20 protein-coding genes and 1 pseudogene are annotated in these 21,206 nt (G+C 71.3%); 8 read left to right on the top strand and 13 right to left on the bottom strand.

The features are described from left to right. Window positions 1-213: 213 nt before the first annotated feature. Both D474_RS33395 and D474_RS32750 read left to right on the top strand, forming a co-directional pair. The gene (locus D474_RS33395) at window positions 214-447 is read left to right on the top strand and encodes an LPXTG cell wall anchor domain-containing protein (protein ID WP_017614560.1); all 234 of its coding nucleotides are present in this window, start codon (window positions 214-216) and stop codon (window positions 445-447) included. Window positions 448-516: 69 nt separating this feature from the next. Continuing rightward, window positions 517-654: a hypothetical protein gene (locus D474_RS32750; RefSeq protein ID WP_017614559.1), complete on the top strand. Its 138-nt coding sequence runs from the start codon at window positions 517-519 to the stop codon at window positions 652-654. Window positions 655-734: 80 nt separating this feature from the next. Here D474_RS32750 and D474_RS0116015 read toward each other — a convergent pair whose 3' ends face one another. After that, entirely contained in the window at window positions 735-2,024 is a 1,290-nt protein-coding gene (locus D474_RS0116015; protein WP_017614558.1) for a class I SAM-dependent RNA methyltransferase, read from the bottom strand. Between the two features lie 232 nt (window positions 2,025-2,256). Between D474_RS0116015 and D474_RS0116010 the strand changes: the two genes are divergently transcribed. After that, window positions 2,257-2,931: a potassium channel family protein gene (locus D474_RS0116010; protein ID WP_017614557.1), complete on the top strand. Its 675-nt coding sequence runs from the start codon at window positions 2,257-2,259 to the stop codon at window positions 2,929-2,931. Continuing rightward, window positions 2,924-3,577, top strand: coding sequence for a potassium channel family protein (locus D474_RS0116005; protein WP_017614556.1), 654 nt, complete (start codon window positions 2,924-2,926; stop codon window positions 3,575-3,577). Before D474_RS0116010 ends, D474_RS0116005 begins: the two co-directional genes overlap by 8 nt. Window positions 3,578-3,643: 66 nt before the next feature. Here D474_RS0116005 and D474_RS28920 read toward each other — a convergent pair whose 3' ends face one another. Then, window positions 3,644-4,444, bottom strand: a complete 801-nt coding sequence (locus tag D474_RS28920; protein ID WP_017614555.1) for a DUF3159 domain-containing protein — start codon at window positions 4,442-4,444, stop codon at window positions 3,644-3,646. Window positions 4,445-4,675: 231 nt separating this feature from the next. Between D474_RS28920 and D474_RS0115995 the strand changes: the two genes are divergently transcribed. Continuing rightward, window positions 4,676-5,779, top strand: a complete 1,104-nt coding sequence (locus tag D474_RS0115995; RefSeq protein ID WP_017614554.1) for a serpin family protein — start codon at window positions 4,676-4,678, stop codon at window positions 5,777-5,779. Between the two features lie 19 nt (window positions 5,780-5,798). Here D474_RS0115995 and D474_RS0115990 read toward each other — a convergent pair whose 3' ends face one another. From D474_RS0115990 to valS, 4 genes are all read right to left on the bottom strand, one after another. Further along, a complete protein-coding gene (locus D474_RS0115990) occupies window positions 5,799-6,539 on the bottom strand; it encodes a PIG-L deacetylase family protein (RefSeq protein ID WP_017614553.1) in 741 nt (246 codons plus the stop codon). Between the two features lie 49 nt (window positions 6,540-6,588). After that, window positions 6,589-7,422, bottom strand: a complete 834-nt coding sequence (locus D474_RS0115985; protein WP_017614552.1) for a DUF3710 domain-containing protein — start codon at window positions 7,420-7,422, stop codon at window positions 6,589-6,591. Window positions 7,423-7,514: 92 nt separating this feature from the next. Continuing rightward, entirely contained in the window at window positions 7,515-7,976 is a 462-nt protein-coding gene (dut, locus tag D474_RS0115980; RefSeq protein ID WP_017614551.1) for a dUTP diphosphatase, read from the bottom strand. Window positions 7,977-8,078: 102 nt separating this feature from the next. Next, complete coding sequence (valS, locus tag D474_RS0115975) at window positions 8,079-10,658, bottom strand: valine--tRNA ligase (protein WP_017614550.1); 2,580 nt, start codon at window positions 10,656-10,658, stop codon at window positions 8,079-8,081. A gap of 194 nt (window positions 10,659-10,852) precedes the next feature. Between valS and D474_RS0115970 the strand changes: the two genes are divergently transcribed. After that, window positions 10,853-11,131, top strand: coding sequence for a DUF4235 domain-containing protein (locus D474_RS0115970; protein WP_017614549.1), 279 nt, complete (start codon window positions 10,853-10,855; stop codon window positions 11,129-11,131). Between the two features lie 200 nt (window positions 11,132-11,331). Here D474_RS0115970 and D474_RS0115965 read toward each other — a convergent pair whose 3' ends face one another. The 3 genes from D474_RS0115965 to D474_RS0115955 all read right to left on the bottom strand — a co-directional run bounded on the left by D474_RS0115965 (window position 11,332) and on the right by D474_RS0115955 (window position 14,041). After that, window positions 11,332-11,628 (bottom strand): DUF4193 domain-containing protein, encoded by a 297-nt coding sequence (locus tag D474_RS0115965; protein ID WP_017614548.1) that lies wholly within the window; start codon window positions 11,626-11,628, stop codon window positions 11,332-11,334. 506 nt (window positions 11,629-12,134) lie between these two features. After that, complete coding sequence (locus tag D474_RS0115960; protein ID WP_017614547.1) at window positions 12,135-13,391, bottom strand: sensor histidine kinase; 1,257 nt, start codon at window positions 13,389-13,391, stop codon at window positions 12,135-12,137. After that, window positions 13,388-14,041, bottom strand: a complete 654-nt coding sequence (locus tag D474_RS0115955) for a response regulator transcription factor (RefSeq protein WP_026118535.1) — start codon at window positions 14,039-14,041, stop codon at window positions 13,388-13,390. The genes D474_RS0115960 and D474_RS0115955 overlap by 4 nt, the downstream gene beginning before the upstream one ends. Window positions 14,042-14,719: 678 nt before the next feature. Here D474_RS0115955 and D474_RS32745 point away from each other — a divergent pair. After that, the gene (locus D474_RS32745; RefSeq protein WP_017614545.1) at window positions 14,720-14,884 is read left to right on the top strand and encodes a hypothetical protein; all 165 of its coding nucleotides are present in this window, start codon (window positions 14,720-14,722) and stop codon (window positions 14,882-14,884) included. 142 nt (window positions 14,885-15,026) lie between these two features. On the opposite strand, the gene D474_RS0115945 is transcribed toward D474_RS32745, so the two are convergent. The 3 genes from D474_RS0115945 to D474_RS0115935 all read right to left on the bottom strand — a co-directional run bounded on the left by D474_RS0115945 (window position 15,027) and on the right by D474_RS0115935 (window position 19,359). Beyond that, the gene (locus D474_RS0115945; RefSeq protein ID WP_017614544.1) at window positions 15,027-15,842 is read right to left on the bottom strand and encodes an inositol monophosphatase family protein; all 816 of its coding nucleotides are present in this window, start codon (window positions 15,840-15,842) and stop codon (window positions 15,027-15,029) included. 265 nt (window positions 15,843-16,107) lie between these two features. Beyond that, complete coding sequence (locus D474_RS0115940; RefSeq protein ID WP_026118534.1) at window positions 16,108-18,144, bottom strand: S9 family peptidase; 2,037 nt, start codon at window positions 18,142-18,144, stop codon at window positions 16,108-16,110. Window positions 18,145-18,339: 195 nt separating this feature from the next. Next, window positions 18,340-19,359, bottom strand: a complete 1,020-nt coding sequence (locus D474_RS0115935) for a ferrochelatase (protein ID WP_040703722.1) — start codon at window positions 19,357-19,359, stop codon at window positions 18,340-18,342. Window positions 19,360-19,506: 147 nt separating this feature from the next. On the opposite strand from D474_RS0115935, the gene D474_RS0115930 reads away from it, so the two are divergent. Next, a complete protein-coding gene (locus D474_RS0115930) occupies window positions 19,507-20,805 on the top strand; it encodes a D-arabinono-1,4-lactone oxidase (protein WP_026118533.1) in 1,299 nt (432 codons plus the stop codon). A 136-nt stretch (window positions 20,806-20,941) separates the two neighbouring features. Here the strand turns inward: D474_RS0115930 and D474_RS32310 are convergent. After that, window positions 20,942-21,206, bottom strand: a pseudogene (locus D474_RS32310) (hypothetical protein); the annotation flags it as partial.

The following is a 21,206-nucleotide window of genomic DNA, read 5'->3' as shown; positions in this document are numbered from 1 at the left end:
CCGAGGTCACCGTCACCACCACCGAGCCCGAAGGGGACGACGCACGCAGCGGGACCGTGGGCACCACCGTCACCGCCGTCCAGGACGGCGAGATGCTCTTCGAACTCACCCTCGGCCACGTCAGCGTCGAGTGCGGCTCCCCCGAGGAGACCGTCGGCGGCATCGGGGGCANCCGCCGAAGGGGCCGAGGCAGCCGGCGACACGGCCGGTGCAGTGCCCACCGAGGACGAGCGCTCAGCCCCCGGCCAGGACGGGATCGGACTCGACCGGTCGACAGAGGAACTCCCCGGCCCCGGCGCCTACCGCGAGGCCTCCGCCGAGGGTCTGCCCGTGACCGGGACGGCCGTGGCGGGCCTGGCCGCCGTGGGCGCGCTGGCGCTCGTCAGCGGCGGCATCGCGCTGTATCTGGGGCGCCGTCGGGACAGCGCGCAGGGCGACGACCCGTGAACGGCCCGGACACACCCCAGGACGGCCGCGTCCCGGGACCCAGGGGCCCTGATCGGGTACATCCTGCACATGGAAGAAACCCCCCTGCTCCCGGAAGACCGTGCCAGGCTCGTCGAACTCCTCGCCCCCATGGACCCCGACCACGCCCGTGACGTGGCCGAGTACCTGGGGATCGATCTCGGGGCCGAACCGGCCGAGGGCCACTGACCCCGCCTCCCGGGCGCGCGTGTGCCCGGGAGGCGAGACCCGCGCAGCGGACGAACCGCACGCGGAGGCCCACCCTGGTTTCAGTCCTGTTCGCGGTGGCGCGGGGCGAGCTTGACCGGCTCCAGCACCGCCAGGCACTCCACGTGGTGGGTCATGGGGAAGGCGTCGAAGGCGCGGAGCTCGGTGAGCCGGTACTTGCGGCGCTCGAACTCGGCCAGGTCCCGGGCGAGCGTGGCCGGGTCACAGGAGACGTAGGCGACCGCGCGCGGGCGGGTGCCGGCGATCAGCCTGACCGCCTCCTTGCCCGCACCGGAACGCGGCGGGTCCAGGGCCACGACGTCGGCGCGCACGTCGGCCCACTCGCGCAGCTGGGCGGTGGCGTCACCCTGCTCGATGCGCACCTGCTCCAGGTCGCGCAGGTTGTACCGGGCGTCACGCACGGCGTCGGTGCCGCTCTCCACAGCCATGGCGCGTCCCTCGGGCCCCACCGCCTCGGCGAGGAAGCGGGTGAACAGGCCCGCTCCACAGAACAGGTCCAGGGCGGTCTCCCCCGGCTTCGGGCCCAAGGCCTCCAGGACGGCGTGGGTCAGCACGTGGCCGGCCTCCGGATGCACCTGCCAGAACCCACCGGCACTGACCCGGAACTCGCGGCCGTCCACGTTCTCGCGCACACCCTTGCGCCCGCGCACCTGCTGGACACGGCCGCCCTTGAACCGGCGCAGCACCGCGCTGGAGGCCTTGAGCTCGGGAAGCGTGCCGAGCTTGGCCTGCACGGGGTTGACGATGACGGCCCGGTCGGCGCGAGCGGCGGAGGCCACGGCCTCGACGTCGCGCACACCGTTCCAGCGCACCTCGGGAACGCCGAGCTCGGTCACGCCGGGGTGGGCGATGAGGCAGCGGTCCACGGGCTCGACCTCGTGGGAGCGGTGCCGGCGCAGCCCGGCGTGGCCGTCCTCGTCGACGGAGAACCGCACGCGGGTGCGCCAGCCGAGCCCGTCAGGGGTACCGGGGAGTTCCTCGACCTCGACATCGCGCTCGATCCCGGCGATGCGGCGCAACTGTTCGACGACCACACGGCCCTTGAGCCGGCGCTGGGACTCCGGTGAGGCATGCTGCCAGTCGCAACCGCCGCACTTGCCGGGGCCGGCGAAGGCGCAGGGGGCCTCGACCCGGTCGGGGGAGGCTTCGAGCACCTCCACTGCGTCGCCGCGCAGGAAGCGCGTGGTCTGCTCGGTCACGCGCACACGCACCCGCTCACCGGGCAGCGTGTGGCGCACGAAGACGACCTGGTCCTCGTGGCGGCCCACACACCACCCTCCGTGGGCGACGTCGTCGACGGTCAGTTCCAGCTCGGTACCCACACGGGTCATGGCGGCGTCCTTCGATGGTCGGGGCACGTACGGGGTGACCCTGCGCGCACAGCCACCAACCTTCCCCAATCTACCGTCCTGCAGGGGCCCGACCGGACGTGCGAGAGCCGTCCCCGGGGGGGGTGGGCCGACGCACGTGCTACGGGGATCTGTGCCAGGGTGTGACGTTGAGGGCACGGATCGATCGTTCAGGGTGCCCGGTGAGGGTTTTCTCGACAGGAGTGCGGGCCAGATGCACATCGTGATCATGGGGTGCGGCCGAGTGGGGTCCACCCTCGCGCACACGCTGGTGGACCTCGGGCACACGGTCGCGGTGATCGACCAGGACCCGGACGCGTTCCGGCGGCTGCGCGGCAACGTCGCCAAACACGCGGTGCGCGGGGTGGGCCACGACCGCGAGGTACTGCAGACGGCCGGGATCGACCGTGCTTCGGCGTTCGCGGCGGTCAGCAACGGCGACAACTCCAACATCATCGCCGCCCGGGTGGCGCGCGAGACGTTCGGTGTCGAGCACGTGGTCGCCCGCATCTACGACCCGCGCCGTGCGGCTGTCTACCAGCGCTTGGGGATCCCGACGGTGGCGACGGTGCGCTGGACCGCCGATGCGATCCTGCGCCGCATGGTGCCCGGCGACGCGCAGTTGGCCTCGGAACCGGAGTGGCAGGACGCCTCCGGCACGCTGGCGATGCGCGAGACGGCACTGCCCGAGACCTGGGCCGGGCGCAGCATCGCCGAGCTGGAGCGGGGCCGGGGCCTGCGGGTGGTCTACGTGACGCGCAGCGGCCGGATCCTCCTGGGCGGGTCCGACGAGGTGTTGGAGAGCGGCGACGTCCTTCACGTGGCTGCCCGCGCCCGGGACCTGCGGGCTCTTCCCGAACGGTTGGCCGACGAGACGGAGCGTGGTTGAGATGCGGATCGCGATCGCGGGTGCGGGGAGCGTGGGGCGCTCCATCGCCACGGAGCTGGCCGGCAGCGGGCACGACGTACTGCTCATCGACCGGGACACCCGGCGCATCGGCGTCGACGACATGCCCCAGGTGGAGTGGCTGCTGGCCGACGCCTGCGAGCTGGNGGTCATCGCCGCCAGCAGCGACGACAAGGTCAACCTGGTGGTTTCATTGCTGGCCAAGACCGAGTTCGGGGTCGAGCGGGTGATCGCGCGCATCAACGAGCCCGGCAACGAGTGGCTCTTCGACGATTCCTGGGGTGTGGACCTGGCAGTCTCTCCCCCACGCCTGATCGCGGACCTGGTCGAGGGTGTGCCGGAGGAGGGCCCGGAGGACGAGGGAACTCGTCCTCCGCTGCCGGGTGCGGAGATCGCCGAGACGGTACTACCGGCGGACAGCCCTTTCGCGGGCCGCCCGGAGTCGGAGCTGACAGCGGCGCTGCCCGAGGGCGTCGCGCTCGTCGCGGTGCTGGCCTCCGGCGGGGTGGTTCGCCCGCCCGATCCGTCGCGGGAGCTGGCCGTGGGCCACACGGTGGTTTTCCTCGCGGCGCCCGAGGTCCTGGGCGCCCTGGAGGACCTCCTCGGCCCCGCCGACGACGACCTCTGACGCGGCGGCCGAGAACACGCAGCCACCGCAGCCCGGTGGACCAGGGGCAGTGATGCCGCAGGGGCGTCAGGGGGGCTCGGGGCGCGTGCGGTCTCCGGCCGGTTCCCGGCCCTCTTCCTCGTTCTGCGTCGAGCCCTGCCCCCGATCCAGCGGGGTGCGGCCGCGTGCGAGCACCCAGACCATGCCGGCGAACGCGGCGACCTGCAGGGGCCAGCCCATGGCGACCTTGGACAGTCCCAGGAGCGCGAAGGTGTCGGCCCACTCGTAGCGGTCGGCCAGCCACAGCGGGTACTGCACGAGCACCCGGATCACGCACGGCAGCACCAGGAGCCAAGTCAGGCGCGAGGCGAGCGTGACCACGGCGGGGTTGGAACGCCAGGAGGTGAAGTCCTCCTTGTCCCCGATGAAGGGACCGATCATCAGACCGATCGCGGGCCAGCGGACCAGCACCGTGATCGACAGGACCACCGCGTACACGGCGTTGTAGATGATGCCGGGCAGGAACGCGTCGGCGGCGTTGCCGCTGCGCATCGCGAACAGTGCGGCGATGCCGATCCCGAACAGGCTCGTGATCACGTACTGGGGCGAGGAGCGCTGAACCAGGCGGATCGCGCCCAGGAGCAGGGCCACGACGACAGCCGCGGTGATCGACTGCCCGAGCTCGCTGGTGATGACGTAGCCGAGGGTGAAGGTCAGGGTGGGCACGGCGGCCTCGACCATGCCGCGCTTGCCGCCCAGGGCCTTGGACAGTTGCGAGCGGACCAGAGCCTCGACGGTGTCCTCTGTGACCCGGGGGGTGTCGCGAGCGCCGTTCTGGTCACCCGCCGACGGGGCGGGCTCCTCGGCGGCCCGATGCTGCTCAGTCATCCTGCTCCTGGTCCGGTCTCGCATGCCTGCGGCGCGGTCTCGCCCGCCCTGGACAACCAGCCTATGCCACGTGTCACCCTGCGCATCGGCCGCCGGAGCAGCCGGTGACGGACCACCGCCCGGGTTCGTCCGCTTTGATCCCCGGTTGTCGCGTGCGGCTTCTCACCGCTTTCCGTGCGGCATCGGACTTCCGTACGCTGGCGACCACACCCGCCGTCGCTAGGAGTCCGCATGAGGCTGAGCACCGCACCCCGGACCGACCATCTGGCGTTCGCCGCCGCCGTGGACCGGTCCCTCACCCGAACGGGGCGCTCGCACGTGTGGTCGCCCTACTCGGTGGCCACGGTGCTGTCCCTGCTGGCCTCGGGCGCACGCGAACGCACTCGCGAACAGCTGGTCGCCCTGGTCGGTGAGGATGTGCGCGGACACCTCGAGGCGCTCGACGACGCCGCGGCGCCCGAGGAGGGCCTGGAGCTGTCCGCACTCAACGGCCTCTACCCCCGCGAGGACCTGCCTCTGCGCCCGGAGTTCGAGGAACTGGTGCGCGCACGGGTCGCGGCCGAGGTCGAACCGGCCGACTTCCGCGGCGACGCCGAGGGGGTACGCAGGCGCGTCAACGAGCGGGTCTCGCAGGTGACCCACGGGCTGATCGACGAGCTGCTGCCCGGAGGCACGGTCCACGCGAACGTGCGACTCCTACTGGTCAACGCCTTGTGGGTGACCATGGCCTGGACCCGCCCGTTCGAGTCCGAGCGGACGTCGCAGCGCCCCTTCCGCGCCCCGGGCGGACGGCGCCGGGTGGCGACCATGCACCGCGCCGAACGCCTCCCGTACGCCCGCGCCCGCGGGTGGTCGATGGTGAGCCTGGAGGGCGGACACGAGCTGTCGCTGGACCTCTTCCTGCCCGACGACGAGGCTTCGACCCCGCCACCGCTGGGCTCCGCCGACCTCGAGGCGCTCTATGCGGGCCGCAAACAGCAGCAGGTCGAGCTGGCCCTGCCCCGGTTCTCGGTGGAGACCGACACCTCGCTCCTGGAGCCCCTGGGCGATCTGGGGGTTCGCGACGCCGCCTCCGACCTGGCACGGTTCGACGGCATCAGCGAGGCACCACTGAAGGTCGACGCCATGCTGCACCAGTCGGTGCTGCGGGTGGACGAGAAGGGCGCCGAGGGGGCCGCGGCCACCGCGGCGGTGATGGTGATGTCGGCGGCGGTCCCGACACGTCCGGTGCGCTTCACCGCCGACCGGCCGTTCGTGTTCGCGCTGCGCCGCCGCGGGGCGCTTCTGTTCCTGGGGCGGGTGAGCGATCCGGTCGACCCGGGGCCTGCGAAGTGAGGCCAGGGCCACAGGGCCCTCAGGCGTCGAAGACCTCGAATCCGGTCGCCAGCGGGACCCCGGCCCAGCGTCCGGCCCCGACCGCCGCCTCGGTCAGGAACGTGCGGTGGTCCCAGCCCTCCAGGGCGCCCATGTAGACCTCGTGCGCGTCGAGGGAGGCCACACCGGCCGCGAGGTCCTCCTCAGCCAGTTCGACGTAGTGCGTCGGGGCGGGCGCCGAACCGAACGCCGCGAACCGCACCCCCTTCCACGGTTCCAGGCCCTCGGTGAGCTGGTCGCGGAAGATCCACCGGTTGGCGGCGTCGCGCACGGCGTCCAGCAGTGCGGGGCCCAGGACCCGGTGGTCGGCGTGGTTGAAGAACGAGGCGCCCCCGAACCGCTCCCGGAAATTGATGGAGACCACCACGTCGGGGCGGTGCCGGCGGATCGCCGCGGCCAGGGCCCAGCGCAGCGGCAGTCCGTACTCGAGGGTGCCGTCGGGGAAGTCGAGGAACTCCACCGCCGAGGCCCCGACCACCGCCGCCGAGGCACGCTGCTCGGCCATCCGGATCTCGGCACACTCCGCGGGGTCGATGGTGTCGATACCCGCCTCGCCCTTGGTGACGAGCAGTTCCACGACGTCCTTTCCCTGCCGCGCCCATCGGGCCAGGGCGGAGGAGGCGCCGAACTCCAGGTCGTCGGGGTGGGCCACCACGGCCAGGACCCGATGCCAGTCCTCGGGCAAGGGCCGGGGGGCGCTGTCTTCCGTGCTCGGGTTCATGTCCCCGAGCCTACGGACGCCGGCGCTCCCCCGACAGGACCCGGCCCCGTCAGTTGTCGGAGGGCTGCTCTCCGGCCGACCCGGACTCGGGCGAACCGTTCGGGGAACGGCCCGCGTTGCCCTGCTGCGCCGCACGCTGCTTGGCGGCATCGGCCATCTTGTCCTGGATCTCCTTGGGCACGACGATGGGCAGCATCTCGCTGGGCGGCGCGGGCTGATCGCCGCGCACCACGACGATGCCGGCGAACATGCGCTCGGCCTCGGCCATCATCTCGGGCTTGGAGGCACCCTCACCGCGCACGACCCCGCGCAGTACCCAGCGCGGGCCGTCCACACCGATGAAGCGCACACGCTGGCCCATCTGCTTGCCCTCTTCGTTGGTGCGGCCCTTGACCGGCACCAGGGCGCGCAGCTCCGCGCCGAAGGGGCCCTCGTGGTCCTCCACGCGTCCGCCCTGCTGGGTGACCTGCCCGCGCAGTTCCTCGCGCATCTCGTCCCACAACCCGGAGGACTTGGGCGCGGCGAAGGGCTGCACCTGGAGCGAGGTGCGGCCCCGCACCAGGGTGATGCCGATGACGCGCTGCTTGCCCTGCTTGTCCTGGGCGACGTTGACCTGGATGTCGGTGCCCTGTTCCATGGGCACCTTCATGCTCCCCAGGTCCATGCGGTTGGCCTCGGGGGCGTCCTCGCTCTCGTCCCAGGGGCCGGTCGCACGGTAGCGGTCGACGTCCTTGGCCGGCTGGGCCCTGGGCGCCTCGGGTGTGATCTCGTTGTCGAAGGAGACGGCTCCCGCCGCACCCTCCTTCTTCACTGGGGCCGACTCGGGTGCCGGTGCTGCCCCTCTGTCGGTCTCCTGGTCCTTCTTCTTACGGCGTCCGAACACGCCCTCACCTCTCCAGCTCTCAGGTCGGACCCGGCTGGTCACCGGGGTTGGCCCCTGCATCGGCGGGCCGCCGGCCGGGCCTGGGGGAACCGTCAGCTCTGTGCGGTGTGTCCCCCGGTCGATCCGAAACCGCCTGCGCCCCGCTCGGTGTCGGGCAGGGCATCGGCCTCGACGAACTCGGCCCGCTCCACGCGCTGGACCACCAGCTGGGCGATCCGGTCCCCCCGTTCGAACTTGACAGGGGCGTGCGCGTCGGTGTTGAGCAGAGTCACGCGGATCTCTCCCCGGTAACCGGCGTCGACGGTGCCGGGCGCGTTGACGATCGTGACGCCGTGGCGCGCGGCCAGGCCGGAGCGCGGGTGGACGAAGGCCGCGTACCCCCGGGGCAACGCGATGGCCAGACCGGTGGGCAGGGTGGTCCGCTCCCCCGGTTCGAGGACGGCGTCCACGGTCGTGCGCAGGTCGGCGCCGGCGTCACCGTCGTGGGCGTACTCGGGGAGGGGGAGGCCGGGGTCGATCCGGTGGACCGTGATCGGGATCCGACCCTCTTCCATGGATGTGGTACTCACATTCGCCGAGCCTATCGTTCCCGGCACAGCGGGCCGGGACGAGCGAGGGGCCGGGTCGGCCTCGGCCGACCCGGCCCCCGGGGACCGTTACTGCTGCTTCTCGGGCTCGGGCAGAGTCACCTCGACGGTGAGCTCCTTGCCCTCGACCGGCTCGAGGTCGACGGCGGCGGCGCGGCCCGCGGCGGACAGGTCCCCCACGGCCGAACGCACGGCCTCGACCCGGTCGCCGGCCACGCGCACACGTTCGACCTCGGCGCGCATCGACAGCTTGGCCTCGGATTTGGCACGGCGAACGTCGCGCAGCACCTCGGCGGTGACGGCGAGCACGGCCGGGTCGCCGTCAGCGGCCACGGTGCGGTGCTCGTCTGCGGAGGGCCAGGCCTGGCCGTGCACCGAACCGTCCTGCCACCAACTCCAGACCTCCTCGGTCACGAAGGGCAGGAACGGGGCGAAGAGGCGGTGCAACGCGCCCAGGGCGATGAGCAGCGCCGCTCGGGCCGAGGCGCCCTCGGGCGACTCGGTGTCGTAGGCGCGCGCCTTGACCAGCTCCAGGTAGTCGTCGCAGAAGTCCCAGAAGAAGCGCTCGGTGCGTTCCAGAGCCCGGGTGTGGTCGAAGCCGGTGAAGGCTGTGGTGGCCTCCTCGACGACCTCGGCCAGGGCTGCGAGCATCGCGCGGTCCAGGGGCTCGGTGACCTGGGCCGGGTCGGAACCGGCGCCCTCGCCCGCGACGGACATGACGAACTTGCTGGCGTTGAGGATCTTGATGGACAGGCGGCGCCCGACCTTCATCTGGCCCTCGTCCAGCGCGGTGTCGGTGCCCAGGCGGCCGTTCGCGGCCCAGTAGCGCACCGCGTCGGAGCTGTACTTCTCCAGCATCGCGATGGGCGTGACGACGTTGCCCTTGGACTTGGACATCTTCTTGCGGTCCGGGTCCAGGATCCAGCCGGAGATACCGGTGGAGGACCAGGGCAGCGAACCGTTCTCCAGGTGGGCGCGCACGACCGTGGAGAACAGCCACGTGCGGATGATGTCCTGGCCCTGCGGGCGGAAGTCCATCGGGAAGACCCGCTCGAACAGGTCCTGGTCGCGTTCCCAGCCGGAGGCGATCTGCGGCGAGAGAGAGGAGGTCGCCCAAGTGTCCATGACGTCGGGGTCGCCGGTGAAGCCGCCCGGGAGACCGCGCTGGTCCTCGGTGTGGCCCTCCGGGGCCTGCGAGCTCGGGTCGACCGGGAGCTGGTCCTCGGCCGGAACCAGCGGCTGCTCGTAACGCGGGTTGCCGTCGCCGTCGAGCGGATACCAGACGGGGAAGGGCACGCCGAAGAAACGCTGGCGGCTGATGAGCCAGTCGCTGTTGAGGCCCTCGACCCAGTTCTCGTAACGCTGGCGCATGTGGTCGGGGTACCAGACGAGCTCGCGTCCGCGCTCGAGTAGCTCATCGCGCAGGTCCTCGTCACGGCCGCCGTTGCTGATGTACCACTGGCGGGTGGTGACGATCTCGAGGGGCTTGTCGCCCTTCTCGTAGAACTTGACCGGGTGCGTGACGGGCGTGGGCTCGCCGACGAGGTCGCCGCTCTCGCCGAGCATCTCGACCATGCGCTCGCGGGCGGTGTGCACCGTGGCCCCGACGAGCTTGTCGTAGGCCTCGCGGGCGGCGCCCTCGCGCAGCCCCTTCGGCGCTTCGGCCATGATGCGGCCGTCCCAGCCGATGATGGGACGGGTCCCGAGCTGGAGCTCGCGCCACCAGGTGACGTCGGTGGTGTCACCGAAGGTGCAGATCATCGCGATGCCGGACCCCTTCTCGGGGTCGGCCAGACGGTGGGCCTTCACCGGGACCTCGACCCCGAAGACCGGCGTGGTCACGGTGCTGCCGAAGAGGTCCTGGTAGCGCTCGTCGTCCGGGTGGGCGACCAGGGCCACACACGCCGGGAGCAGCTCGGGGCGGGTCGTCTCGATGTGCACCGGGCTGCCGTCGGCCTTGTGGAAGGCGACCTTGTGGTATGCGCTGGGACGCTCGCGGTCCTCGAGCTCTGCCTGGGCGACGGCGGTGCGGAAGGTGACGTCCCACAGCGTGGGTGCCTCGGCCATGTAGGCCTCGCCCCGCGCCAGGTTGCGCAGGAACGCACGCTGGGCGGCGGCGCGGGAGGTGTCGTCGATGGTGGCGTAGGTGTGCCGCCAGTCCACGCTCAGCCCGAGGCGGCGCCAGATGGACTCGAAGACCTTCTCGTCCTCGGCGGTGAGGATGTCGCAGAGCTCGATGAAGTTGCGGCGCGAGATCGGGATCTGCCGCTTGCGGTCGGGCTTGGCCGGGGGCTGGAAGTCCGGGTCGTAGGGGATCGACGGGTCGCAGCGCACGCCGTAGTAGTTCTGGACGCGACGCTCGGTCGGCAGTCCGTTGTCGTCCCAGCCCATGGGATAGAAGACGGCCTTGCCGTTCATGCGCTGGAAGCGCGCCACGGTGTCGGTGTGGGTGTAGGAGAACACGTGACCGATGTGCAGCGACCCCGAGACCGTGGGCGGAGGGGTGTCGATGGAGAAGACGTCCTCGCGGCCGGCGGTGCGGTCGAAGTGGTAGACGCCGGACTCATCCCATACGTCGACCCACTTCGCCTCGATACCGTCCAGCGAAGGCTTGTCGGGCATGCGGAAGGAATGAGAGCGGTTGGTCATGCGCCAATATTAGGCCCTGTTCGGCGGGCACTCGACCGGCTTCGCGAGGCCCGGCCGGTGAAAGGACGCCGCTCCGTCCCCGGTGTTCCGCCGCTGCGCCGGGGCCGCCCCCCGTGGCAGGATTCGTTACGCAGACGGTGCGCGGCCGGCCCGCGCACCATCGTGTAGGAAAAAGGAAACGGTGGACGATTCTGATGGCTAAGAAGGACGGCGGTGAGATCGCTCCGGCGCTCATCGGTTTCGCGGCCGGTTTCGCGGCGGAGTTCGCCACGCGCAAGGCGCTGACCTTCGCGTGGACCCGTGCGACGGGTGAGGAGCCGCCCACGGACCTGGAGTCGCCCGAGGTCAGCCTGGGGCACGCGCTCAGCTGGGCCGTCGTGGCCGGTGTAGGGGTCGAGGTGGCCCGGGTGCTGGCCGTCCGCGCCGCCCGCAAGGGGATCAGCGGTTCGCCCAGGGCCGAACTCTCCTCGTAGCGGTGTCCCGGCAGGGGACCAGGCGTGGTGGTGGACGGCTCACCGCACGGGGGTCGTGCGGTCGGCCGTCCACCACCCTCGCCCGTGGACGTGAGGGCCGCCCCGTGGCTCTGCCTGTAGGGAGGGATGACAGGTCGGACCCGTCTTCACATGCGCGCCCCGTGGGTGTCGACCCCTGAGACGGCCCGTTCACGTCCGTTTCAGACGCACTCCTTGCAGATGAGCCCACCCTTGCGCTGTTCGGCGAGCTGGCTGCGGTGGTGCACCAGGAAGCAGCGCGAGCAGGTGAACTCGTCGGCCTGGCGGGGGAGCACGCGCACGGCGAGCTCCTCACCGGACAGGTCCGCGCCGGGCAGCTCCATCCCCTCGGCGACCTCGTCCGGGTCGACGTCGACGGTGCCGGTGCCCTTGTCCCCACGGCGAGCCTGCAGCTCCTGGAGGCTGTCCTCGTTGATGTCCTCGTCAGTCTTGCGCGGGCTGTCGTAGTCGGTGGCCATCTCTGCTTACTCCATCCCCCTCGTTCAGTGCCTCGTTGCGCGGGTGTAACGCTTGAGAGACCTTGGTTTGTGCCCGGTTCGTCCGATGAGTTCTTCCGATGCCGGCGGACCGTGCCCCCTCCCGGGTCACCGTCCACAGGTCAGCGGCGCGACCACGGTCCTGTGGCCGGAGGCGGCCACGTGAGGTGGTCGTGCCCGCGACCGGTCGATTGAGTACTACCCAAGGCCGGGCGTCCCGTAGACCTGGAAAGTCCGATTCCGCCCACGGTCGGAAGAACCGCGTGACGCCGCCCCCGGTATGGACAAAAACCAAGACATGCCCACGTCAGGAGGGATTCCCTCCCTGTCCACGCCCGGGGAAGCATACCCACCCGTGGTCCACGCTCGTGACACGGGTACGCGTGTCGTCGGACACGTATAGATACCACGAAGCGGGAACTCCCGCAGCCCGGCTCCTGCCCCGGTAACAGCCCTGTTGCGATGCCGTGCGAAGACGGCCACGGGCGTCAACGCCGGTCGGTCGGGTCCGCCGGGGGCGCGGGAAGGCACACGGTCACGACCAGTCCGCCGCCGGCCCGGGGCCAGGCGGTGACAGCTCCCTCGTGGGCGCGCACGACCGAGCGCACGATGGACAGCCCCAGGCCGGCGCTGCGCCCGGACCCGACGCGGTCGCCCGTGCCTCGGCGGAAGGGCTCGAAGAGGCCCTCGATCTCGTAGGCGGGGATCACCTTGCCGGAGTTCTCCACCTGCACCGCGGGCATGCCCTCGTACAGGCCGCTGCGGATGGTGATCTCGCCGCCCTCGACGTTGTACTTGAGGGCGTTCTCCGCGAGGTTGCCCACGAGGCGCTCCAGGAGCACGGGGTCGCCGACCACCGCAGCGGTGCGCAGGTCACTGCGCAGCGTGACGTCGGAGGACCCGATCTCGTCGTCGAGCTGGCTCAGCACGGTCTCTGCAACCTCTCCCAGGTCGACGCGGGCGTGCACCTCGAGTTCGCGGTCGCTCCTGGCCAGGAGCAGGAGCCCGTCGATGAGGCGCTCGTGGCGCGCGTTGGTCTCCATGAGGGTCTGACCGACGCTCTTGAGGTCCGCGGACACGTCGGGGGCGCTGAGGGCCACTTCGAGCAGCGTGCGGTTGATCGCCAGCGGTGTCCGCAGTTCGTGCGAGGCGTTGGCGACGAACCGGCGCTGCCCGTCGAAGGCCCGGTCCAGGCGTTCGAGCATGCCGTCGAAGGTGTCGGCGAGCTCACGGATCTCGTCGTCGGGCCCGGACAGCGCGATTCGTTCGTGCAGGGAGCGTTCGGACAGGCGTCTGGCGATGCGCGTGATCTTCTGCAGCGGTGACAGCGCACGCCCGGCCACGGCGTAGCCCAGACCGACTGCGAGCAGGCCCACCAGGAACAGGGCCAACAGGGAGAAGCGGGTGACGTGGTTGAGGACCTCTTCGATGAGGTCGCTGTGTGCGAGCAGCTCGGCGGCGCTGTCCTCGACCAGGAGGGCGTTGAGCAGCAGCGCCACGATGAGGTAGTTGACCAGGACCAGGACCGAGCCCGCGGCGAAGAACAGCATCCCGTAGATGAGGGTGAGCCGGGCGCGCAGGCTGAGGTTGTCGGTGATGCGGTGCACGCGGTCCATGGGGCCGGGCTTGGTGCGCTGCTCGCCCTCCTCCCCCGCCGACGCGGGTTCGTTGAGCCTGCGCCAGGTACCGGTGTCCCCGGGGCGGGTGGGTTCGACCTGCCCCGGTTCGGCCCGCTCCGGTCTCACAGCCGGTATCCCGCGCCGGGGACGGTGTGGATCACGGCGGGTTCACCGAGCTTCTTGCGCAGGGTCATGACCGTGACCCGAACGACGTTGGTGAAGGGGTCGGCGTTCTCGTCCCAGGCCTTCTCCAACAGCCCCTCGGCGCTGACCACGGTGCCCTGCGCGCGCATGAGCACCTGCAGCACCGCGAACTCCTTCGGGGTGAGGGAGACCTCGGCTCCGTCGCGGTGCACGGTGTGGTTGGCCGGGTCGAGCGCGATGCCGTGGCGTTCCAGGACGGGCGGCAGCGGCGGGGTCGCGCGCCGGGCCAGAGCGTGCACCCGCGCGATGAGTTCGGCGAAGGCGAAGGGCTTGGCGAGGTAGTCGTCGGCGCCCAGGCTGAGCCCCTCGACCTTGTCCTCGACCCCGTCGGAGGCGGTGAGCATGAGGATGCGGCCTGGGTAGCCGTCCTTGGCCAGGGTGCGGGCGACCTCGTCGCCGTGCACACCCGGGAGGTCCCGGTCGAGCACGACCACGTCGTAGTCGTTGACCCACAGATGCTCGAGGGCGGTGTCGCCGTCGTAGACCACGTCCACGGCCATGGACTCGCGGCGCAGACCGACCGCGACCGCGTCGGCCAGAACCTGTTCGTCTTCGACCACGAGTACGCGCACGTTGGACCTTCTACAGCCTCGACAGCGAACAAAAAGGGGCCGCTGCCGGCGCATCCCCCAACACACCGGCAGCGGCGTTCTCGGTCCCAGCCGCGCCTTCGGGGGTCCCGCGGCCGAGGTACGAAGACGGTAAACCCGTCTTCGCGGTTCTGGCGAACCGCCTCGGCCCGGTTCCGTTCGCCCGGGCGCTGGGCCGGGAGTCTCACTCCCCTTGGTGCGCGGGGGCCGTCGCCGGCGAATCCCCCAACCGCCGGCGACGGCTCAACCCCGCACATCTCGAATCTGACACATCGAGAATAAGAAACAAGTAAGCGCAGGACCTACGGCATTCAATGTGTCATGGGACACCTGCCCACTCGGTGCCGCCCTACCCCGGCGAACCCCTCCCACATCCCTGGAGAACCCCCGCCTGAACTGGAGTTTCACCACAGCCAACACCAGCCACAGAGGCCACATCCGGCCACGGATACATCTCCCCCGGACCCGGTGGTTTGACCCTCGTCACAGTGAGGTAGAGATAGTTAGCGCACGCGTGGAAACCGGCCGAGCGCCGGACCGCGACGGGCACGCATGTCACAGGGTCGTGACTACTTCGATCGACACACGCACAGGGCGTGTGCCTGACGGATCCGCACCGGGCGTCGCCATGCCCCGGTGCCTACCCCTGGAAGAGGTGCAATGGGCGAGTTCCTCGCGGAGATCAAGGTCCGTATCAACGAGACCTACCGGTCGCTCCAGTCGGCTCAGGCCGCCGGTGACGACTTCCTCGCCGACACGCACGCGTCGGAGCTCGAGGACCTGTACCGCCTCGCGGCCCGCAACGGCGTCGACGCCCGCGCCTGATCGGGCGTCGAAGAGCTCTGGGGGCCGCCCGGATCCACGTGACCGGGACGCCCCCGCAACAGCGGAAGGGGCGGGGACCGAAGCAGGTCCCCGCCCCTTTCGTACGCTCAGCGGTCCTCTCAGAGCTCCTCGTCGGGCGCGCTCAGTCGTCGCGGTCGGCGCCCAGCTCCATGAGCAGGGGCTCGAGCTCCTCGAAGAGCTCCGGCCGCGCGGCCACCACCAGGTCCTCGGCGGGCGGCCCCCCGCGGGCCCCGGCCACACGCAGACCGGCCTCGGAGGCCACCAGCCCCGGCGCGGCCCAGTCCCACGGGTTCAGGCCGCGCTCGTAGTACGCGTCGGCCTGCCCCGAGGCGAGCCCGCACAGGTCCACAGCGGCCGAACCGGTACGGCGTATGTCGCGGACCCTGGGCACGACCTCCAGCAGGACCTGGGCCTGCCGCCGGCGCCGTTCGGGCAGGTAACCGAATCCCGTGGCCACCAGGGCCCGGTCCAGCGGCACCGCCGCGGGGGCGGCCAGCCGCTCCCCGTCCAGGAACGCTCCCCCGCCCAGGACCGCCTCGTACAGTCGGCGGCGCCCGGGCTGGGCCACGGCCGCGGCCACGATCTGCCCGTCGACCTCGGCGGCGATGGCCACGCCCCAGTCGGGGCCGCCGTAGAGGTAGTTGACGGTGCCGTCGATCGGGTCGACGATCCAGCGGACCGGTGCGGTGCCGGCCTCGTCGCCGCCCTCCTCCTCGCCGAGGAAGGCGTCGCCGGGGCGTTCGGCCAACAGCCGGGAGCGGATGAGCTCCTCGGTGGCCCGGTCCATCTTGGTGACGACGTCGGTCGGGCTGGACTTGGTGTCCAGGACGGTGATTCCCTCCTGGCCCTGTGCGGCCAGTTCACCCGCCTCGGTGGCCACCCGCACGGCGAGTGCGCGCAGGTCGTCCGGGTCGGGTGCCGGCTTCGTCGTGGTCACGTCGGTTCTCCCCCGCTGTGGCTGGTTGCTCGGTTTGCAAGCTTCTCTTCGAAAGTTGCCTCGGCCCCTGCGGGGTCGGTTCTGAGCGCCCCGGCAGAACTCTGCAGCCCCCGAAGGCGGCCCCGAGAACGAGGGGCCGCCAAAGGGGACTACCGCGCCGCCAGGCGTCCGTTGAGGGCGGTGGCGGGTGACGGGTGGGCGAAGATTCTGCCGTGTGGGGCACGGATGAACCCGGCCGAAGCAGAGCGAGGCCCAAGGGCACAGGCTAGAGGTGGTCGGGACGGACCCACTCCTTGCCGAACACGTGGTGGTCCAGGAAGGCGAAGATGGTCTCGTACCAGACCCGTGCGTTGCCCGGGGTGAGGATCCAGTGGTTCTCGTCCGGGAAGTAGAGGAACTTGGCCTCCACGCTGTGGAGCATCAGGTCGCGCCACAGGCGCAGGCCCTCGCCGATCGGCACCCGGTAGTCCTTGTCGCCGTGGATGACGAGCATGGGGGTGTTGATGCGGTCGGCGCTCAGGTGCGGGGAGTTGAGTTCGTAGCGCTCGGGGCGCTCCAGCGGCGTGCCGAACTCGTGTTCCCACACGGGCGGGTGGTCGGTGGTCCCGATGAAGGCCCCCAGGTGCCACAGGGAGGCGTGGGAGACGATCGCGGAGAAGCGGTCGGTGTGGCCGGCGATCCAGTTGGCCATGTACCCGCCGAAGGAGCCGCCCATCATCGCGGTGTGACGGGCATCGATGTCCCCGCGCGCCTCGGCGGCGTCGGTGATGGCCATGACGTCGGCGTGCACACGCGGTCCCCACTTCCCCCAGGCGCGGCGCAGCATCTGCTGGCCGTAGCCGGTGGACAGGCCGGGGTCGGGCAGCAGAACGGCCCAGCCGCGGGCGGCCAGGAGCCAGGGGTTCCAGCGCCAGCTCCAGCCGTTGAAGCTCATGTAGGGGCCTCCGTGCACCCACAGCATGAGCGGGGCGGGCGAATCTGCCGAGGCCTCCTCGGGCAGCACGAGCCAGGAACGGATCGTGGTTCCGTCGTCGGCGGCCGTCTCGATCTCGGTGAGCGTGCCCGGCATCGTGAGCTCCGAGCCGGGGGTGCGCAAGTAGACGGGCTCACCGTCCTCGGCCGCGGCATCCAGGCGCACGGGCGCGGGCGGGGCGTCCCAGGCGTCGCGCAGGGCGAAGACGTGGCGCCCGTCCGGGGAGGGGTTCAGCGCGCTGTAGGCACCGTGGTCCCCGGTCAGGCGGGTCAGGGCTCCGGTGTCCAGGTCGACGCGGAACACGGGCCTGCGGCCCTGCTCGTCGGCAACGGTGAAGACCGAGGCGGAGTCGGGGGCCCAGGCCAGGTCGCGCGGCCACAGTTCCGACTCGGCGGCCAGGATCCGCTCCTCGCCGGTACCGATGTCGACCACGCACAGCCATGCGGCCCGGGGTTCGCCGTCGTAGTCGCCGTCGTGGTCGCGCGCACACAGGACCTTGCGGCCGTCCGGGGAGACCAGGGGCGATCCGTAGTCGTGGTGGTCGGAGGAGATCAGGGTGGTGCGTTCGCCCGTGGCGGTGTCCACCCGCACCAGCTGGGTGCGCACCGCGCCGCCGCCCACGGGCACGCGCCAGGTGGTGATCAGCGTCGAGCCGTCGGGGGTCAGACCGCCCGAGGCGCCGATCAGGTCCTTGCCCGCGTCGGGTGTGAGGTCGCGGTGCTCGCCGAGCCCGGAGTCCTCGTCCTCGGGCGGAGCTGCGGTGAAGAATCGGGGGTACTGCGGCCCGAGGTCGTGGTCCCAGGAGCGGAGCGGCAGGGACTCGTGCAGGATCGCGGTGACCCCGGCCTCGCGGCGTTCCTTGCGGGCCTCCTGCTCGCCCTCGGCGTCGGAGGAATCGGGATGGGTGTCGGCGGTGAAGGCCACCGTGCCTGCGTCGCGGGCGACGGTGAAGGAGGAAATGCCGCCGGGCCGGGCGGCCACGCGGCGGGCCTCACCGCCGTCGGCGGGCAGCACCCACAGGGCGGGCTCCGGTTTGTCGTCGGGGCCGGTGTCGGGATCGGGACGGCCCGCGCCGAAGAGCACGGAGCCGTCGGGGAGGAACCCGGCGTTGCTCTCGCCCTCGGCGGAGCGTGTGAGGCGGCGCGGGGCGCGCCCGCCCTCGGACCCGGGTGCGGTGTCGATCTCCCACAGGGCGCTGCGGAAGCTCTTGCCGTCGGGGGATGCGCCACTGACCGGGGCGACCAGACGGGTCCCGTCCGGTGACAGGTGGAGGCCGTTGACGCGGCGGAGCTGAACGTATTCCGGCAGTTCGTACCAGGAACGGACCAAGACGCGTATCTCCTGTGACTCGGTGTGGACGAACACCGCTCAGGGGATGCGGGCGGTGCTGTGTGCCCCGTGCGGCGAACACGCGATCTGCTGCGCGTCACGCCCGTACGGGGCCTGGAACCACCTTCCCACAGGTGCGTGCGGGCCTGGCAGGGAGCCGGGAGGGGCCGGCCCCGCGGGACCGGCCCTGACGGTTCAGCAGCTGCACTGCCCCATCGCACACGGCGGCAGCTCACCCAGGCGCTGCTGCTCGGCACGGCCCGTGTACTCGCGCACCAGGTCGGTGATCATCGAGACGAACGCGGGATGGGTGCCGGGGCTGAGGGCGCGCTGGTAGCCGATGCCGAGCTTCTCGGCGGTCTCGCGGGCCTCGACGTCGAGGTCGAACTTGACCTCCATGTGGTCGGAGACGAATCCGTGCGGGACGACCACGACGGCGGGAACGCCCTCGCCGGCCAGTTCCTCCATGCGGTCGTTGACGTCGGGCTCGAGCCAGGGCTGGCTGGGCGGTCCGCTGCGGCTCTGGTAGACGACCTCGAAGGGGTACTCACGGTCCAGACGGTCCACGACCAGGCGTGCGACCTCATGGAGCTGGTCCCCGTAGGCGCCGGCGGGACCGTAGGTCCCGCCGGGAGGCCCGCTGCGCTCGGCCATCTCCGTTGGGATGGAGTGCGCGGAGAAGAGCAGGCGCACGCCCTCGCGCTGGTCGGCGGGAAGGCGGTCGAGGGCGTCCCGGGTGTACTCCGCCAGCGGGTCGACGAAGCCGGGGTGGTCGTAGAAGGGTCGTACCAGGTCGATCTCCGGGGCGCCCTCCCCCAGGGCTGCGCGGGCCCGGTCGATGTCCTCGAGGTAGGCGGTGCGGCTGGACCAGTTGCAGTAGGCGGAGGTGGGCACCGCGAGCACGCGGCGTACCCCGTCCTTCTTCATCTGTTCCAGGGTGTCGATGAGCATCGGGGTCCAGAACCGGTTGCCCCAGTAGACGGGCAGGTCGATGCCTGCCGACTCGAAGTCGGCGGTGACGGCGGCGAGCAGGTCCCGGCACTGCTGGTTGATCGGGCTGACCCCTCCGAAGAGGAAGTAGTGTTCCCCGACCTCCGCGAGCCGCTCCCTGGGGATGTTGCGTCCGCGCGTGACGTTCTCCAGGAACGGGATGACCTCGTCCTCGCCCTCCGGGCCACCGAAGGAGATGAGCAAAAACGCGTCGTAAGGCCTCATGCTTTTCATGAAACCAGCTCAGCTGCACCTGCTCGCTCCGACCCGTGGTCAGCGCACTTGTGTTCTTGGACTCTCCCCTGACGGGCGCCTCGTCCCGGGGCGCGGGCCCCTGGCGGCGGGGGTGACCGGTCGGTAATGTCCGGTCGCATGACTGATGTGCTTTGGCAGACCTGGTCCGGCACCCACCGTGCGCACCCGCGGCGCACCGCCTCCCCCAACGACACCGCTGAGGTCGCCGCACAGGTGGCCGCGGCTGCCGAGGACGGGTTGCGCGTGCGGATGGTCGGGTCCGGCCACTCGTTCACGGACGTGGCCGTCACCGACGGCGTGCTTCTCTCTCCCACGTCACTGGCCCGGTTGCGCTCGGTGGACCACGAGGCGGGCACGGCGACGGTGGACGCCGGCATGGCGCTGTGCGACTTCAACGAGGAGCTGGCGCGGCACGGGCTCGCGCTGGCCAACATGGGCGACATCGCGGTGCAGACGGTCGCGGGTGCGGTGCAGACCGGGACCCACGGCACCGGTCGCGACGCAGGCGGGCTGGCCTCGCAGGTCGTGGGACTGGAGATGGTGACGGCTGACGGGTCGGTGGTGCAGTGCTCGGCCGAGGAGGACCCGGATCTCTTCAACGCGGCAAGGGTCGGGTTGGGCGCCTTCGGGGTGGTCACGGCGCTGACCTTCGCGGTGCGCCCGGCCTTCCTACTGCACGCGCGCGAGGAGCCGATGCCGTTGGAGGAGGTCCTGGAACGCCTCCCGGAGATGCGGTCGAGCAACGACCACTTCGAGTTCTTCTGGTTCCCCCACACCGGTAACACCAACACCAAGCGCAACAACGTCACCGACGGTCCGGCCCGGCCGCTGTCGGCGTTCAAGGCCTGGCTGGACGACGATCTGCTCTCCAACCGCGTTTTCGAGGGTGTCAACCGGGTGTGCCGCCGTTTCCCGGCCCTGGTCCCCGCGGTCAACCACGTCAGCTCGCGGGCGCTGTCGGCGCGTTCCTACACCGACGCCTCCCACCGGGTGTTCGCCTCGGTGCGCGACGTGCGGTTCGTGGAGATGGAGTACGCGGTCCCCGCCGAGCACACCGCGGAGGTGTTGCGGGAGATCCGCTCGGTCGTGGAACGGCGCGGATACCGGCTGAGTTTCCCGGTGGAGGTGCGTTTCGCCCCGGCCGACGACGTATGGCTGTCGACCGCCTACCAGCGCGAGACCGCCTACATCGCGGTGCACATGTACCAAGGAGCTCCGTACGAGGAGTGCTTCGCGGACCTGGAGTCGGTGCTGGTGTCGGTGGGCGGGCGCCCGCACTGGGGCAAGCTTCACACCCGCACGCACACGGACCTGGAGAAGGTCTGCCCGCAGCTCGGTGCTGCGGGGGCAGTACGCGACCGGGTGGACCCGGAGCGGCGGTTCGCCAACGCCTACCTGGACCGGGTCCTGGGCTGAGTCCGGTCCGGCTCTGCGGCTCGGGCGCCCGCGCGCTCGGGACAGGGGCCGGGAACGCGCCGGCGCCGCCGCGCACTCGGTGTGCACGGCGGCGCCGGTGTGCCCCGTGGTCCGACGGGACGGGCCCGTCCGGGTGTCAGTCGCTCTGCAGCTCCGGGTCCTGCTCGTCGCCGGGCTCGCGCGGCGGCGGTACCGATCCGCCGGGTTCGTCGCCGGGCTCCTCCTCGACGGGCGGGTCGGTCTCCTGGTCGCCCGGGTCCGGCGTGGGCCGGCTGCCGTCGCCGTCCCCGTCGCTTCCGCTCCCGGTACCACCGTCGGTGCCGTCGTCACCCTCTGGCTGCTCGGTGCCCGGTTCGGTGGGCCGGTCCTGCTCCGGCTGCGGGGTGGGTTCCGGTTCCGGG

The sequence above is a fragment of the Nocardiopsis salina YIM 90010 genome (assembly GCF_000341025.1).
In the GTDB taxonomy this organism is placed as follows: domain Bacteria; phylum Actinomycetota; class Actinomycetes; order Streptosporangiales; family Streptosporangiaceae; genus Nocardiopsis; species Nocardiopsis salina.
The sequence above is the reverse complement of the archived record's forward strand: the minus strand, read 5'-3'. Positions and strand labels throughout refer to the sequence as shown.